Source organism: Streptomyces sp. NPDC001492, assembly GCF_053597275.1.
In genome coordinates this window covers 13,257-28,615 of record NZ_JBSFHW010000079.1, presented here as the reverse complement: position 1 = coordinate 28,615, position 15,359 = coordinate 13,257, and the positions used below count along the sequence as shown (strand labels likewise).

Below are 15,359 nucleotides of genomic sequence, written 5' to 3'. Positions count from 1 at the left end.
TTCTACGTCGGCAAGCTGGGTCTGGAGGTCAACACCGACGCCGACCTCGGCTTCAACCATCGGTCGCCGGGCCCCTCCGGTGATGTGCTGGTGTGTGCCTACAGCGCTCCGAAACCCACCTTGCGCGGGGCCGGCTCGCCGAGCTCGACGTAGGCCAGGCGCTCGGCCGGGACGAGGACCTTGCGGCCGTGCTCGTCCACGAGGGTCAGCAGCTGCGACTTCCCGGCCAGTGCCTCGGCCACGACCCGCTCGACCTCCTCGGCACTCTGACCGCTCTCCAGAACGATCTCGCGGGGCGCGTGCTGCACGCCGATCTTGACCTCCACGGCTATGTCCCTCCGACGGTCAGTGAAGCGCGACCTTTACGCGCCGTACCCAGCACACATTAGCCCGGTGAGGGGACGTACACCCTCCGCGCCTGCACGCCAGGAGCGAACAACGGACGGGAACAAACGGCCTGTACGCGCGTGTGCGGGTCAGTGGTGCTGTTCGGTGCCGTGCAGCGGGAAGCCCGCGATGCCGCGCCAGGCGAGTGACGTCAGCAGCTGCACCGCCTCGTCGCGCGGCACGCTGCGGTCGCTGTGCAGCCAGGACCGGGCCACCACCTGGGCGAGCCCGCCGAGACCGGAGGCCAGCAGCATCGCCTCCGCGGGCGAGAGGCCGGTGTCCTCGGCGATCACGTCACGGATCGCCTCCGCGCACTCGTTCGTGACCTTGTCGACGCGCTCGCGCACCGCGGGCTCGTTCGTCAGGTCCGACTCGAAGACCAGGCGGAAGGCGCCGCCGTCGTCCTCGACGTACGCGAAGTAGGCGTCCATCGTCGCCCGCACGCGCTGCTTGTTGTCGGTCGTCGAGGCGAGCGCCCCGCGTACCGCCCCGATCAGCGACTCGCAGTGCTGGTCCAGCAGTGCGAGATAGAGGTCCAACTTGCCCGGGAAGTGCTGGTAGAGCACCGGCTTGCTGACGCCGGCGCGCTCCGCGATGTCGTCCATCGCGGCCGCGTGGTACCCCTGCGCCACAAAGACTTCCTGTGCGGCGCCCAGCAACTGGTTCCGTCGGGCACGGCGCGGCAGGCGCGTGCCCCGCGGGCGTGCCGCCTCTGTCTGCTCGATGGCTGTCACGCCGCCTCCCAAAATCGTCCACATGCGGTGTGCGCCGCGCGGCCATCGTACTTTTCGGTAACCCTGTCGTGCGCGGTGCGAGCGCAGAATTTCACGGACCGGACGGTGGCGATAGCCGTACAGAGGGTTTCAAAGCAGCCGGAATGGGGCAGCGAGTTGCCCCATTCCAGCTCAGCGACACCCTCCGGCGCCCCGCAAGCGCTTGTCAGCGGTAGTCGTCCTCGTCGATGGAGACCACGCGGCGCTGCTCGACGAGATCGGCCTCGTTCGCGCGGGCCGGGTCCACGTCCTCGAGAGGGTCGTCGCGGTCGGGCACGAGGTGGGCGGACTGTTCCGCGGCGTCGTTCTCGGGGGCTTCGACGTCGATCTCCTGGGCTTCCTGCGTGTCCTCGTCCTCGAACGTCTCGGGATCGGTGGGGTCTACGGCCATGGCTGGGCTCCCTTCCTACGAATGTCCCTGGAAGAAGCAGGGACCACAGCGGGTGCCCTCTGTACGAGCCTAGGAGACACCCGATCCGGACGCTATGTGTCGTGCATGCGATCTGTGACGGCGAACACATGAGTCACTGCGTGATCGTCTCGTAACATTGCCGCATGTCTTCGACCGAGCTGCCCTCCGTGCCGGCGACCACTGCGCTCCCGAAGGTGGCGCCCGTCAGGGTCGCGGACGGCGAGCGGCTCAGGTCGGTCGGGCTGCCGGGGATCACGCTGTCGGTGCGGTCGAGACCACCGGCCCGTGAGGGACTGCCGCCCGCGCTGTACGTCCACGGGCTCGGCGGCTCCTCGCAGAACTGGTCGGCGCTGATGCAGGAGCTGGAGGGCGTCGTCGACGGCGAGGCGATCGACCTGCCGGGCTTCGGCGACTCGCCGCCGCCGGACGACGGTGACTACTCGGTGACCGGGCACGCGCGCGCGGTCATCCGTTTTCTCGACGCGGCCGGGCGCGGGCCCGTGCATCTCTTCGGCAACTCGCTCGGCGGTGCCGTCAGCACCCGTGTCGCGGCGCTGCGGCCCGACCTCGTGCGGACGCTCACGCTGGTGTCGCCGGCGCTGCCGGAGATCCGCGTCCAGCGGACCGCGGTCCCCACGGCGCTGCTGGCGCTGCCCGGTGTCACCGCACTCTTCACCCGGTTCACCAAGGAGTGGTCTGCGGAGGAGCGGGTCCGCGGGGTCATGGCGCTCTGTTACGGCGACCCCGGCCGGGTGACGCCGGAAGGTTTCCGCAATGCGGTCGAGGAGATGGAGCGGCGCCTTCGACTGCCCTATTTCTGGGATGCCTTGACGCGCTCCGCGCGCGGGGTGGTGAACGCCTACACGCTGGGCGGCCAGCACGGCCTGTGGCGCCAGGCCGAGCGCGTGCTCGCCCCGACCCTGCTCGTCTACGGCGGCCGGGACCAGCTCGTCGGCTTCCGCATGGCCCAGCGGGCGGCTCGCGCATTCCGTGACTCCCGGCTGCTCACCCTGCCGGACGCGGGGCATGTGGCGATGATGGAGTACCCCGACACGGTGGCCCGTGCCTTCTGCGAACTTCTCGGCGAGACGGGACAGTTGGCCGACGCGGTCCCGTCCGGCGAACCGGCCTGTGTCACAGCCGCGGTTTCCTCCGACGGAGGTGGTCCGGTCGTCGACGACGGCGAGACCGCCGCCGAGAGCGCGGGGAGCTGAGGGCCGACGTGGGACGCCACAGCCGCCGCGGAGGCGCTGCCGCCGCGAAGGGTGACGCCGGTGACACAGGTGCGGGACAGGGCGGTGCGGGGGGCCGCCGGGTGCCCGGGCCGTCGGGCGGGCAGCAGCAGGCTCCGACGCACGGGACGCCGAGGACGGCGGACGGCACGCCTGCGCGCGGGGTGCCGCGGCTGCCGGACGGCACACCCGCGCATGGGGTGCCGCGGTTTCCGGACGGTACGCCCGCGCACGGCACCCCACAGGTGCGCAGCGGTCACCCCGAGCAGCGTGAACCCGGCGGTGGATGGGGTGAGTTGAGGGGGCCGGGCAGCGGTGCCGGTCCCGGTGCCGCCATACCGCGGCAGCGGCGGATGCCGCCCCGTGGGCCGCGGCAGGACTATCTCGACGCCTTCGACGAGGACGACGACGTCTTCGCGCCCCGCACCGGTGGCTCGGCGCCTGCCTCGGACCCGTATGCCTCCGCCACCGGCCGGGTTCCCGGCACCGGTGTCGGCGTGCCCTCGGACACCGACGACGACGCGCCGCCCACCGGCGTGCCCGCGCAGGCCAGGGGCAGCAAGGGGCGGACGTTCACGGGTATCGCGGCCGCCGCCGTCACCACCGTGCTGGCCGTCGTCGTCGCCGGGCAGGTCACGAACGGACGCGAGGACACCGGCGTGGGAACGCGGTCGGCCACCGACCAGGCGCGGGACGCCCGGGACTCGGGCCCGTCGCCGTCCTCGTCGTCCAGCGTGGCGACGCTGACGTACGCGCAGGCGATGGGGGAGAAGTACCCGCTCAGCGCCACGCTCAAGGGGTCGGGGAAGTTCGACGCGGTTCCGGGGTTCGACAAGGCGCCGGGCACGGGACAGAAGTACACCTACCGCGTGGACGTGGAGCAGGGGCTCGGGCTCGACGGCGCACTGTTCGCCCAGGCCGTGCAGAAGACGCTCAACGACGACCGGAGCTGGGCCCACCACGGCGCCCGCACCTTCGAGCGCATCTACACCGGCAAGCCCGACTTCGTGATCACGCTCGCCAGCCCCGGGACGACCGCGAAATGGTGCGCGAAGTCGGGGCTCGACACGACCGAGGACAACGTCTCGTGCGACTCGGCCGCCACCGAACGCGTGATGATCAATGCATACAGATGGGCGCAGGGATCGAAGACATACGGTGATCAAATTCATGCCTACCGGCAGATGTTGATCAATCACGAGGTGGGTCACCGGCTCGGCTACAGCCACGTCACCTGCAGCAAGAACGGCCAGCTCGCGCCGGTCATGCAGCAGCAGACCAAGTTCCTCGACCATGAGGGGATCCACTGTCTGCCCAACCCCTGGCCCTATCCCCGGAGTTGACAGGCGCCTCATATGTCACGTTGACATGCGCAGAAAGTTCATCCATATTTCTGGGCATGTCGACCCCCCACGCCTCCGACCGCGCCGCCATCGAGCTGGCGCTCATCGGCGTGACCCCGCTCTGCGTGGCCGACATCCACTGTCGCTGACGCTCGCCCTCAGGCGTTCGCGTCGCGATCCGTTTTTCCCTCCGTGACTCGGTCACGGCTTTCGACGACCTGACGCCCGGGCAGAGGTCTGTTCACTTTCGTCTCACTCCTCGTCCATCTGTCTCACCATTCGGGCTTCTCCCGGATTCACCGGGCCCGAACCACTCTGAGAGGTCGTCATTCCGATGCGTCAACCGTCCGTCAGAGCGCGCCGCCTGGCCGCTGCATCCGTAGGCCTGGTTCTGGCAGCGGGAGCAGCCGCCTGCGGACCGAAGGACAACGATGCCAAGGGCTCCGGTGGCGACTCCACGCCCCACAAGGGCGGCACGCTGACGGTGCTGAACTCCAGCCCGCAGGAGAACTTCGACCCCGCCCGCCTGTACACCTCCGGCGGTGGCAAGGTGCCCTCCCTCGTCTTCCGCACCCTCACCACGCGCAACCGCGAGAACGGCGCCGCCGGCACCAAGGTCGTCCCGGACCTCGCCACCGACACCGGACGCCCCAACAAGGACGCGACCGTGTGGACGTACACCCTGAAGAAGGGCCTCAAGTACGAGGACGGCACCGCGATCACGTCCGCCGACATCAAGTACGGCATCGAGCGCTCCTTCGCGCCCGAACTGTCCGGCGGCGCCCCCTACTTGAGGGACTGGCTGGTCGGTGCGGCCGACTACCAGGGGCCGTACAAGGACAAGAAGGGCCTGTCGGCGATCGAGACGCCGGATGCCCGAACCATCGTCTTCCATCTGAACAAGCCCGAGGGCGAGTTCCCGTACCTGGCCACGCAGACGCAGTTCGCGCCCGTCCCGAAGGCCAAGGACACCGGCACGAAGTACGCCGCGCACCCGGTCTCGTCCGGCCCGTACAAGGTCGTCGAGAACGAGAACAACGGTGAGCACCTCGTCCTGGAGCGCAACACGTACTGGTCGACCGCGACGGACGCCGAGCGCAAGGCCTACCCGGACAAGATCGACGTGAAGTCGGGTCTGGACTCCTCCGTGATCAACCAGCGGCTGTCGGCGTCCCAGGGCGCGGACGCGGCGGCCGTCACGACGGACACCAACCTCGGCCCGGCCGAACTCGCCAAGGTGACGGGCGACAAGGAACTCGCCTCGCGCGTCGGCACCGGACACTTCGGCTACACGAACTACATAGCGTTCAACCCGACCGTCAAGCCGTTCAACAACGTCAAGGTGCGCCAGGCGATCTCGTACGCCATCGACCGGTCGTCCGTGATCAATGCGGCGGGCGGCTCCGCGCTCGCCGAGGCCGCCACCACCTACCTGCCCAACCAGAAGTCCTTCGGCTACACGCCGTACGACCTCTTCCCGGCCGGCAGGACGGGCAACCCGGCGAAGGCCAAGGAGCTGCTGGCGCAGGCCGGTTACAAGAACGGGCTCACCGTCACGCTGACGCACTCCAACGCCAAGGACTTCGAGACCAGCCCGGAGATCGCGACCGCCGTCCAGGACGCGCTCAAGCAGGCCGGCATCACGGTCAAGCTGCAGGGCCTTGAGGACAACGACTACTCCGACAAGATCCACAACGTGAAGACCGAACCCGGTTTCTTCCTCGCCCACTGGGGTGCCGACTGGCCCTCCGGCGGCCCGTTCCTGGCGCCGATCTTCGACGGCCGGCAGATCGTCAAGGACGGAGCGAACTTCAACACGGGCCTGCTCAATGACACGTCGGTCAATGCCGAGATTGACGCGATCAACAAGTTGACCGATCTTGACGCTGCCGCCAAGAGGTGGGGTGCACTGGACAAGAAGATCGGTGAGCAGGCGCTGACCGTGCCGCTGTTCCACCCGGTCTACAAGCGGCTGTACGGCAAGGACGTCCGCAACATCGTGATCAGTGACTGGGACGGCGTCCTGGACCCCTCGCAGGTCGCGGTGAAGTGACACCGTGAGCGAGGCACTTCTCACCGCCCAGACCCCCGGGACGGACACCGTCGTCCCGGGGGTTTCGGGCGCTCGTCAGTTCTGGCGGCGGCTGCGTACGCAGCGCGCCGCCCTCGTCGCGGCGGCCGTCGTCGCGCTGCTGGTCCTGGTCGCGCTCGCCGCGCCGCTGCTCACCGCCCTCGAGGGGCAGGACCCGACCACGTACCACCCCTCGCTCATCGACTCCGCGCGCGGCGGCGTGCCGACCGGCTCCTTCGGCGGGATCAGCGGGGACCACTGGCTGGGTGTCGAACCGCAGACCGGGCGGGATCTGTTCGCGCGGCTGGTGTATGGGGCGCGGGTTTCGTTGGGGGTCGCACTGGGGGCGACCGCGGTGCAGGTCCTTCTCGGTGTCGTCGTCGGTGTCACGGCAGCGCTCGGCAACCGATGGGTTGATCAACTGTTGAGCCGGGCCACCGACATCATCGTCGCCATGCCGTTGATGATCATGGCATTGGCGTTGCTGGCCATCGTGCCCAGCAGCTTCCCGAGGCCGGTCCTGGTCGCGCTCATCATCGGCTTCGTCGCCTGGGGCACCATCGCCAAGATCGCCCGCGCCCAGACGCTCACCCTCAAGGAGCTCGACTACGTGGCCGCCGCCCGGCTCAGCGGCTGGAGCACCTGGCGGATCGCCCGCCGGGAGCTGCTGCCCGGCCTGGCCGCGCCCGTCATCACCTACGCCGCGCTCATGGTGCCGGCCAACATCGCCATCGAGGCCGCCCTGTCCTTCCTCGGCGTCGGCGTGAAGCCGCCCACCGCGTCCTGGGGGCAGATGCTCACCTCGGCGAACGTCTGGTACCAGGCGGCCCCGCAGTACCTGCTGCTGCCCGCGGGCGCGCTGTTCGTGACCGTCCTCGCGCTCACCGTCCTCGGCGACGGTGTGCGCACCGCCCTCGACCCGCGCGCGGCCTCCCGCCTGCGCGTCGGAACGGGCAGCAGACGCGAGGCGAAAGCCGCAGGCGAGAAGGAAGCGCAGTCGAAGGAAGCGCAGTCGAAGGAAGCCCAGTCGAAGGAAGCCCAGTCGAGGGAAGTGCGGTCATGAACGGCTTCGCCGGTTTCGCGCTGCGCCGCGTCGTGGGCGCCGTGATCACCCTGCTCGTCATCTCGGTGATCATCTACGTCGTCTTCTACGCCACTCCCGGCAACGTCGCGCAGATCACCTGCGGCCCGCGCTGCTCGCCGGAACAGGTGCACCAGGTCGCCCAGCAGCTCAAGCTGGACGACCCGCTGTACCTGCGTTACTGGCACTTCCTGGAGGGCATCCTCGCCGGCCAGGACTACTCGACGGGCACCTCCGTCGAGCACTGCCCGGCGCCCTGTCTCGGCCAGTCGTACCGGAGCGATCAGCAGGTCACCCAGATCATCCTGACCAAACTGCCGGTCAGCCTCTCCCTGGTGTTCGGGGCGATGGTGCTCTGGCTCGTGATGGGCGTCGGCACCGGGGTGCTCTCCGCCTGGCGGCGCGGCCGGTTCAGCGAACGCGCGCTGACCGGCCTCACCCTCGCGGGCATCTCCACGCCGGTCTTCGTCATCGGCCTGCTGCTGATGATCGTGATCTGCGGGCAACTGGAGCTGCTGCCCTTCCCGGAGTACGTCCCCTTCACCGACGACCCTGAGCAGTGGGCCTGGAGCCTCCTGCTGCCGTGGTTCACCCTCGCCCTCAACGAGGCCGCCTACTTCGCCCGGCTGACGCGGGCATCGATGCTGGAGACGCTGGCCGAGGACCACATCCGCACCTTCCGGGCCTACGGCGTCAGCGAGCGGTCGCTCGTCGGCCGGCACGCGCTGCGGGGCGCACTGGCGCCGATCATCGCCCTGAACGCCAACGACTTCGGCAGCGCGGTCGGCGGTGCCGTTCTCATCGAGTCGCTCTTCGGCCTCCCCGGCATCGGCCAGGAGCTCGTCCACGCCGTCAATGTGGTCGACCTTCCGGTCGTCGTCGGCATGGTCCTGGTGATCGGCTTCTTCGTGGTCCTCGCCAACGCCGTCGCGGACGTGCTGTTCGCGGTGGCCGACCGACGGGTGGTACTGACGTGAGTCTCGTCCAAGTCACGGATCTCTCCGTCGAGTTCGGCGACCTGCGGGCCGTCGAGGGCCTCTCCTTCCGCCTGGAGCAGGGCGCCGCCCTGGCCCTGGTCGGCGAGTCCGGCTCCGGGAAGTCCACCGTCGCCTCGGCGCTGCTGGGGCTGCACCGCGGCACCGGCGCGCGGGTCGACGGCTCGATCGAGGTCGCCGGCACCGACGTACAGCAGGCGTCGGACGACGAACTGCGGCGGCTGCGCGGCGCAAAGGCCGCGATGGTCTTCCAGGACCCCCTGTCGTCCCTCGACCCGTACTACGCGATCGGCGACCAGATCGCCGAGGTGTACCGCGTGCACACGCGCGTGTCGCGACGGGCGGCACGCGCGCGTGCCGTGGAGGTACTCGACCGGGTGGGAATTCCGGACGCACAGCGCCGGGCCCGTTCCCGTCCGCACGAGTTCAGCGGCGGCATGCGCCAGCGCGCGCTCATCGCCATGGCGCTGGCCTGCCGGCCCGAGCTGCTGATCGCCGACGAGCCGACCACCGCGCTCGACGTCACCGTCCAGGCCCAGATCCTCGACCTGCTGCACGCCCTGCGCGAGGAGACGGGCATGGGGCTGCTCCTCGTCACCCACGACGTGGGTGTCGCCGCCGAGAGCGTCGACGAGGTCCTCGTCATGCGGCACGGCCGCGTGGTCGAACACGGGCCGGTCACGGACGTACTGGATTCGCCGACGGAGCCCTACACCCGGGCCCTCCTGGCAGCGGTCCCGCGGGTGGACGCCCGGCGAACCCTCCCCGGAGCCGTCCCGAAGCCCGCGACAGGGGACGGCGATGTCGTCCTGCCGGAGGCTTCGGCGGAGGATGCCGAGGCGGTCTCGTCCGGGGACGGCGGGGCTGTGTCCCCGGGTGTCGCGCCGGGTGATGCCGGGGCGGTTTCCCCGGGGGCTTCGGCGTGGGGGGCCCGGGGCGGCTCCTCGGGCCATTCGGCGGAGGGCGTCCGGGGTGCCTCCCCGGCGACCGTGACGGAGAACGCCCGGGGTGTCTCTGCGGGTGCGTCCGGGGACGTCGTGCTGGAGGCGGTCGGGCTGCGGCGTGAATTCGGGCGCGGCAAGCGGGCGTTGGCCGCCGTGGACGACGTGTCGCTGACCCTCCGCCGTGGCGAGACCCTCGGCGTCGTCGGCGAGAGCGGCAGCGGCAAGACCACGCTCGGGTGGATGCTGGTCGGGCTGCTGGAGCCGACCGCGGGAGAGGTCCGTTACGACGGGCACGCGCGCGTGGGCGTGAATCCGGCCGTCCAGATGGTCTTCCAGGACCCCGTCTCCTCCCTCAACCCGCGTCGCAGCGTGGGCGAGTCCATCGCCGATCCGCTGCGCGCGCGTGGAGAGCGGAACGAGCGGGGCATCCGGGCGCGCGTGACGGAACTGCTGGAGCGCGTGGGGCTCGACGGGGCGCACTACGACCGCTACCCGCACGAGTTCAGCGGCGGCCAGCGCCAGCGCGTGGGCATCGCGCGGGCGCTCGCCGCCGACCCGCGCGTCATCGTCTGCGACGAGCCCGTCTCCGCCCTCGACGTGACCACCCAGGCCCAGGTGGTCGCCCTGCTCGGCGAGTTGCAGCGCGAACTCGGGCTCGCGCTCGTCTTCGTCGCCCACGACCTCGCTGTCGTACGACAGGTCAGCGACCGGGTCGCGGTGATGCGCCGCGGCCGGGTCGTCGAGTCCGGGCCCGCCGACGAGGTGTACGAGGACCCCCAGGACCCGTACACCAAGCAGCTGCTCGCCGCCGTACCGGCACTCGACCCCCAGCTCGCGGCCCGGCGCAGGGCTGCCCGGCGGGAACTCGCCGCGGTCTGACGTAACGTGACTGCTTGATCTCGTAGCGCGATCGAACGCGATGCGCACGGGAAAGTTACGACCGTTCACCCCTTTTGGTGGCGCGATGGACAACCGTCCGTCGCGCCACCGCCTTGTCCGCATACGTTCTTCCCGCTGCGAGCCGCCGGGTCAACGGCGGCTCCCCGGACGGGAGATCGGGGGTGCGCTCGTGCGCATCGGACTGCTTACGGAGGGTGGCTATCCGTATGTGAGCGGTGACGCCAGGCTCTGGTGCGACCGGCTCGTGCGCGGGCTCGGGCAGCACCAGTTCGACGTCTACGCGCTCAGCCGCAGCGAACGCCAGGAGAGCGAGGGCTGGGTCGCGCTCCCGCCGCAGGTCGCCCGGGTGCGGACGGCGCCGCTGTGGACGGCCGAGGACAGCGGGACGAGCCACGGGCGCCGGGCACGGCGGCGGTTCGCCGAGTGCTACGGGGAGCTGGCGGCCGCGTTGTGCGCGGGCAGCGCCGGGGATCCTTCCGGCGCTTCGGGAAAGGCCCCGGCCGCTGAGGCGGACCGTTTCGGCAGCGCGCTGTACGGGCTCGCCGAACTGGCCCGGGACGAGCGCGGCCTGCTGGGAGCGCTCCGCTCCGAGGCCGCCGTACGAGCCCTGGAGCGCGCCTGTCGCGCGCCGGGCGCCCTGGGATCGGCGCGTGAGGCGCGCGTACCGGATCTGCTCGCCGTCGCCGCGCACCTGGAACGCGCCCTGCGCCCTCTCTCGCTCGACTGGTACGAGGACGACGGCCTCGGCTCGGTCGACCTGTGCCACGCGACGTCCGGCGGGCCCGCGGCCCTGCCCGGGCTGCTCGCCCGCCACTTCCACGGCGTACCCCTCCTGCTGACCGAGTACGGCGTGCGGCTGCGCACGCACTACCTGGCCGCCACGGACGCGCCGCCCGCCGTGCGGTCCCTGCTCGCCGCCTTCCACGGCAGGCTCGCCGCCGAGATCTACGACCGGGCCGCGGTCGTCACGCCCGGCAACGCGCACGCCCGCCGCTGGCAGGAACGGTGCGGCGCCGACCGCGCGAAGCTCCGCACGGTCTACCCGGGCATGGACGCCTCCCGCTTCGCCGAGGTGGGCGAGTCCCCGGAGTCCGCGGACCCCGACACGCTCGTCTGGGTCGGCCGCGTCGAACCCGCCAAGGACCTGGTGTCGCTGCTGCACGCCTTCGCGGAGATCCGCAAGGAGGCGCCGAAGACCCTGCTGCGGATCGTCGGTGCCCCGGACGGCCCCGAAGGTGAGGCCTATCTCGGCCACTGCCGGGCTCTTGCCGCGCAGCTCTTCCCCGACGAGGCGGCGGGGCTGCACGCCGTCGGCGACAACCCCGTGTCCTTCGAGGAGATCGGCGGTCCGGAGCTGCCGAGCCTCGCCGACGCGTACGCCGCCGGCGCCGTGACCGTACTGTCCAGTGTCGTCGAGGGCTTCCCGATCAGCCTCGTCGAGGCGATGTTCTGCGGCCGCGCCACCGTCTCCACGGACGTCGGCGCGGTCGTGGAGGTCATCGGGGGCACGGGGCTCGTCGTACCGCCGCGCAACCCGCGGGCGCTCGCCGAGGCATGTCTGGCGCTGCTGCGGGACCCCGAGCGCCGGGAGCGCCTGGGCGCCGCCGCACGCGCGCGTGCGCTCGAACTGTTCACCGTCGAGCAGAACACCACGGCATTTCACGGCATTTACCTGGAGATCGTCTCGCGCACCCCGGTGCGCCGCATCGTCCTCGGCGACACGGGAGAGCCCCTGCCGTTCGCCGTCCCCGCCGAGGCGCACCTCCCCGGCCGCTGGACCCACCCGGACGCGCGTGTGGTGGCCCGCGGCGGCCCGGGCTGGGCGACGGGCACACCGGTACGCGCGACGCCGCGCACCACACCCCCGATGCCGGCCACCGAGGGGGCACGATGAGCGACTTGGGAGCACTGGACCGCCCCGGCACCCCGGACAGCCCCGGAGCCTGGGACGAACGGTCGCAGGGATGGCTCGCGGGGGAGACCGCCGCCTCGGACACCACCGGCGGAGAGACGGCACGTGGTGCATGCGACGGCGATGAGGCCCTGGCCCGCGCGCGTGCCGAAGCCGAAGGCCCGGCAGCCAGGCGCGGCGGCGGTGAAGCCCCGGCACACGCGCGTGCCTACACCCAAGCCCCGGCGCCCGCGCAGGCAGGTGCCGACCCGTCGGCCGCCCCCCGCCAACCCGCCGCTCCCCGGCGCGCCGCCGCCGACCCGGTGAAGGCGCTGATGCACCGTCACCGCGAGCTGTGCGAGCGGGCGGTGGACCCCTTGGAGATCGCTGCGGGTCTGGAGGCCCACGGCGTCACCGACCGGACCGCCGCACACTTCCGGCACCGGGACGTCTTCTCCCTGGCGGAGGAGATGTACGCGCGCGTACCCCGCGACGACGGCGCCCCTGCCCGCCCGGCAGCCCTCGACGTGCCCAGGGCACGTGTCGGCTGGGCCCTGCTCACCCTCCTGCCCGGGGCACTGTGCGCGGCGACCGTCGCCGCCCTGCACCTCACCCACGGACAGACCCGCGCGATCGCGGCCGCCGCCGGAGTCCTCGCCGTCGCTCTCGCCCTGCGCGCGGCGCTCACCCGCGGCCCCCTCGGCGCCACGGACCGCAGGCCCCCGGGACCCCTCCCGCACGCGCCGGGCAGCCGCGTGGGCACGTACTGGCTCCTCGCGTACGCCCTCCTAGGCGACGGCCTCCTGCGCGCGGCCCTCGCCGGAGGCTTCGACGGCCCGCCCACCGGCACCGCCGACGGCCCTTGGCCCGTGGCCACGGCTCCCGTCCTGGCCCTCATGCTGGCCTGCGCCCCCGCGGCCTGGAGCGCCCACCTCTTCGCCGTTCGCGCCCGCCGCAGACTGACCGCCAGCCGCGCCCTGGAGGAGTACGCCGCCTCCGTACGACCGCTCCTCATCGGCACGTTCTTCCTGTTCCTGTGCGCGCTGACGGCCCTGCTCGCCCTGTGCGGCACGGCCCTGGGCGAGCCCGCGGCCTACGCCCAGACCGTCACCCTGGGCGCCCTGCTGCTCCTCGCCCGCCTCCTCACCACGCACGGTTTCACCCACGCCCCCGCGCTCGTCCTCACCGCCACGGCCACGGCCGAGGCCGCCGCCACGGCCACCGTCTTCGCGGGCCGCGGCCCCGGCTGCGGCTTCCTCGCCACCCCCGTGGAGACCCTCGTCGACCACTGGGGCCCCGGCAGCGTCCCGGCCCTCGCCTGCGGGGCAGCCGCACTGACCCTGTTGATCCACGCGACCCGCACCCTCACCCGGGCCTCGGCCCACGCACCCGCGGACCGGCCGTGCTGACGCGGCAGCCGCCCGCGGCGCACCCCCACGAGCCGCACGCACGCCGACGCGCGTCGGCCCACGCCCTGCCGCAGGCGCCCGGCCCCGCCGCCCTCGGCAAGCGCACCACCCCCTCCGAAGGAGAACCCGAGATGATCACCTCCCGACCCGACGCCTCGGCACCGGGAGCCGCCCGATGAGAGTCCTGCTGATCGGAGCCAACGGCTACCTGGGCCGCTTCGTCGCCGACCGTCTGCTCGCCGACCCGGCCGTCCAGCTCACCGCGCTCGGCCGCGGCGACGACGCCGACGTCCGCTTCGACCTCGCCTCCGGCAGCCCCGGAGCCCTCACCCGCTTCCTCGACGCGGTCCACCCCGGCGTCGTCATCAACTGCGCGGGTGCCACCCGGGGCGGCGCCCGCGACCTCACCCGCCACAACACCGTCGCCGTCGCCACCGTCTGCGAGGCCCTGCGCCGCAGCGGCTGCGGTGCCCGCCTGGTGCAGATCGGCTGCGGCGCCGAGTACGGCCCGAGCCAGCCGGGTTCGTCGACGGCGGAGGACGCCGTCCCGCGCCCCGGCGGCCCGTACGGGGTGAGCAAGCTCGCCGCCACCGAACTGGTCCTGGGCTCGGGTCTGGACGCGGTCGTCCTCCGGGTCTTCTCACCGGCCGGCCCCGGCACCCCCGCCGGCTCGCCGCTCGGCCGGCTCGCCGAGGCCATGCGCCGCGCCATGCAGTCCGGCGACGGCGAACTCAAGCTGGGCGGCCTCGGCGTCCAGCGCGACTTCATCGACGTACGCGACGTGGCCCGCGCCGTGCACGCCGCCTCGCTCTCCGCCGCGCAGGGCGTCATCAACATCGGCTCGGGCCGCGCCGTCCGGCTGCGCGACGCCGCCGCCGTGCTCGCCCGCGTGGCCGGATACGGCGGTGCGCTCCACGAACTCGACGGCCCGCCCGGCCCGCTGCGTGCCACCATCGGCCACCCCCGCGGCGAATCCGACCACGCGGCCCCGGTCGCGTACCCGTACCCGGACGGCTGCGGCAGCTGGCAGCAGGCCGATGTGCGCACCGCACGCGACCGGCTCGGCTGGCGGCCCCGCATCAACCTCGAAGAGTCCCTCGCCGACATCTGGATGGAGGCGGCATGCCGTATCTGACCAGCACCAGAGCGGGCACCGCGAGCACCGACGTCCGCACCGGGTTCGGCATCCCCGGCTACGCACACCCCCTCCTCGCACCCACCGAGTGGGGCGAACTCACCCGCCCCGGAACGCCCTTGCACTGGGTCGTCCTCAACGTGGCCGACGGCCCCGGCTCCCGCCCCGACCCGCACTGCCTGGAGGCCGCCGGCCGCCTGCGCAACGCGGGCGTGCGGGTCCTCGGCCACCTCGACACCGCCCAAGGGGCCCGCTCTTTCGGCGAGGTGATCTCCGACGCGCACCGCTACCTCGACTGGTACCAGGTCGACGGCTTCCTGCTGGACCGCTGCCCGACCGAAAGCGTCTCGCTCCCCGAGGTCCGCCGCACCGTCACCACGCTCCGTGGGATCCGTGACGATGCCCACATCGTCCTCGGCCATGGCACCCACCCGCACCCCGGCTACGTCGAGTGCGCCGACCAACTGGTCACCTTCTCCGGGTCCTGGAGCGACTACCGCTGGTCGCAGGTGGCGGAGTGGACCGCGGACCATCCGCCCGAGCGCTTCTGCCACTTCGTCCACGGGGTGCCCCGCCCCCACCTGGAGGAAGCACTGCGCATCGCCCGCTGGCAGGGCGCCTCGACCATCTACTTCACCGACCGCACCGACCGGGGCGGCCGCGCCGACCCCTGGGAGACCCTGCCCGGCTACTGGGACGAAATCGTCTCGCGGATCGGAACGGGTGTCTCGGAATGAAGAAGGCCATGGCAGTGTTACGGAGAGAACAACTGTAGTGATTGACCGA

14 protein-coding genes are annotated in these 15,359 nt (G+C 71.9%); 11 read left to right on the top strand and 3 right to left on the bottom strand.

Going from position 1 to position 15,359, the window contains the following annotated elements; translation table 11 throughout:
- Positions 1-98: 98 nt before the first annotated feature.
- From ACWC1K_RS48230 to ACWC1K_RS48220, 3 genes are all read right to left on the bottom strand, one after another.
- The gene (locus ACWC1K_RS48230) at positions 99-326 is read right to left on the bottom strand and encodes a DUF3107 domain-containing protein (RefSeq protein WP_030929216.1); all 228 of its coding nucleotides are present in this window, start codon (positions 324-326) and stop codon (positions 99-101) included.
- 150 nt (positions 327-476) lie between these two features.
- Entirely contained in the window at positions 477-1,121 is a 645-nt protein-coding gene (locus tag ACWC1K_RS48225; RefSeq protein ID WP_351483550.1) for a TetR/AcrR family transcriptional regulator, read from the bottom strand.
- Positions 1,122-1,326: 205 nt separating this feature from the next.
- Positions 1,327-1,551, bottom strand: coding sequence for a hypothetical protein (locus ACWC1K_RS48220; RefSeq protein ID WP_351483551.1), 225 nt, complete (start codon positions 1,549-1,551; stop codon positions 1,327-1,329).
- A 164-nt stretch (positions 1,552-1,715) separates the two neighbouring features.
- On the opposite strand from ACWC1K_RS48220, the gene ACWC1K_RS48215 reads away from it, so the two are divergent.
- The 11 genes from ACWC1K_RS48215 to ACWC1K_RS48165 all read left to right on the top strand — a co-directional run bounded on the left by ACWC1K_RS48215 (position 1,716) and on the right by ACWC1K_RS48165 (position 15,310).
- Positions 1,716-2,786 carry an alpha/beta fold hydrolase gene (locus tag ACWC1K_RS48215; protein WP_450840301.1) on the top strand — a complete coding sequence of 357 codons (1,071 nt, stop codon included), beginning with the start codon at positions 1,716-1,718 and terminating at the stop codon, positions 2,784-2,786.
- Positions 2,787-2,887: 101 nt separating this feature from the next.
- Positions 2,888-4,147, top strand: a complete 1,260-nt coding sequence (locus ACWC1K_RS48210) for a DUF3152 domain-containing protein (RefSeq protein WP_450840299.1) — start codon at positions 2,888-2,890, stop codon at positions 4,145-4,147.
- A 56-nt stretch (positions 4,148-4,203) separates the two neighbouring features.
- Positions 4,204-4,296, top strand: coding sequence for an Ms4533A family Cys-rich leader peptide (locus ACWC1K_RS48205; protein ID WP_311736786.1), 93 nt, complete (start codon positions 4,204-4,206; stop codon positions 4,294-4,296).
- A 185-nt stretch (positions 4,297-4,481) separates the two neighbouring features.
- Positions 4,482-6,200: an ABC transporter substrate-binding protein gene (locus tag ACWC1K_RS48200; RefSeq protein WP_450840297.1), complete on the top strand. Its 1,719-nt coding sequence runs from the start codon at positions 4,482-4,484 to the stop codon at positions 6,198-6,200.
- Between the two features lie 4 nt (positions 6,201-6,204).
- Positions 6,205-7,281, top strand: coding sequence for an ABC transporter permease (locus ACWC1K_RS48195; RefSeq protein WP_450840295.1), 1,077 nt, complete (start codon positions 6,205-6,207; stop codon positions 7,279-7,281).
- A complete protein-coding gene (locus tag ACWC1K_RS48190) occupies positions 7,278-8,276 on the top strand; it encodes an ABC transporter permease (protein WP_450840294.1) in 999 nt (332 codons plus the stop codon). Before ACWC1K_RS48195 ends, ACWC1K_RS48190 begins: the two co-directional genes overlap by 4 nt.
- The gene (locus ACWC1K_RS48185) at positions 8,273-10,117 is read left to right on the top strand and encodes a dipeptide ABC transporter ATP-binding protein (protein ID WP_450840293.1); all 1,845 of its coding nucleotides are present in this window, start codon (positions 8,273-8,275) and stop codon (positions 10,115-10,117) included. Before ACWC1K_RS48190 ends, ACWC1K_RS48185 begins: the two co-directional genes overlap by 4 nt.
- Positions 10,118-10,307: 190 nt before the next feature.
- Positions 10,308-12,032, top strand: coding sequence for a DUF3492 domain-containing protein (locus tag ACWC1K_RS48180; protein WP_450840291.1), 1,725 nt, complete (start codon positions 10,308-10,310; stop codon positions 12,030-12,032).
- The gene (locus ACWC1K_RS48175) at positions 12,029-13,438 is read left to right on the top strand and encodes a hypothetical protein (protein WP_450840289.1); all 1,410 of its coding nucleotides are present in this window, start codon (positions 12,029-12,031) and stop codon (positions 13,436-13,438) included. The genes ACWC1K_RS48180 and ACWC1K_RS48175 overlap by 4 nt, the downstream gene beginning before the upstream one ends.
- Positions 13,439-13,613: 175 nt before the next feature.
- Positions 13,614-14,573 carry an NAD-dependent epimerase/dehydratase family protein gene (locus ACWC1K_RS48170; protein WP_351483561.1) on the top strand — a complete coding sequence of 320 codons (960 nt, stop codon included), beginning with the start codon at positions 13,614-13,616 and terminating at the stop codon, positions 14,571-14,573.
- Complete coding sequence (locus tag ACWC1K_RS48165; RefSeq protein ID WP_450840287.1) at positions 14,561-15,310, top strand: spherulation-specific family 4 protein; 750 nt, start codon at positions 14,561-14,563, stop codon at positions 15,308-15,310. The genes ACWC1K_RS48170 and ACWC1K_RS48165 overlap by 13 nt, the downstream gene beginning before the upstream one ends.
- The last annotated feature ends 49 nt before the right edge of the window (positions 15,311-15,359 follow it).

Bases quoted from the DNA above. Each gene is read 5' to 3' on its own strand.
- ACWC1K_RS48220 (WP_351483551.1), bottom strand. From the start codon at position 1,551: ATGGCCGTAGACCCCACCGATCCCGAGACGTTCGAGGACGAGGACACG.
- ACWC1K_RS48215 (WP_450840301.1), top strand. From the start codon at position 1,716: ATGTCTTCGACCGAGCTGCCCTCCGTGCCGGCGACCACTGCGCTCCCG.
- ACWC1K_RS48205 (WP_311736786.1), top strand. From the start codon at position 4,204: ATGTCGACCCCCCACGCCTCCGACCGCGCCGCCATCGAGCTGGCGCTC.
- ACWC1K_RS48200 (WP_450840297.1), top strand. From the start codon at position 4,482: ATGCGTCAACCGTCCGTCAGAGCGCGCCGCCTGGCCGCTGCATCCGTA.
- ACWC1K_RS48190 (WP_450840294.1), top strand. From the start codon at position 7,278: ATGAACGGCTTCGCCGGTTTCGCGCTGCGCCGCGTCGTGGGCGCCGTG.
- ACWC1K_RS48175 (WP_450840289.1), top strand. From the start codon at position 12,029: ATGAGCGACTTGGGAGCACTGGACCGCCCCGGCACCCCGGACAGCCCC.
- ACWC1K_RS48170 (WP_351483561.1), top strand. From the start codon at position 13,614: ATGAGAGTCCTGCTGATCGGAGCCAACGGCTACCTGGGCCGCTTCGTC.
- ACWC1K_RS48165 (WP_450840287.1), top strand. From the start codon at position 14,561: ATGCCGTATCTGACCAGCACCAGAGCGGGCACCGCGAGCACCGACGTC.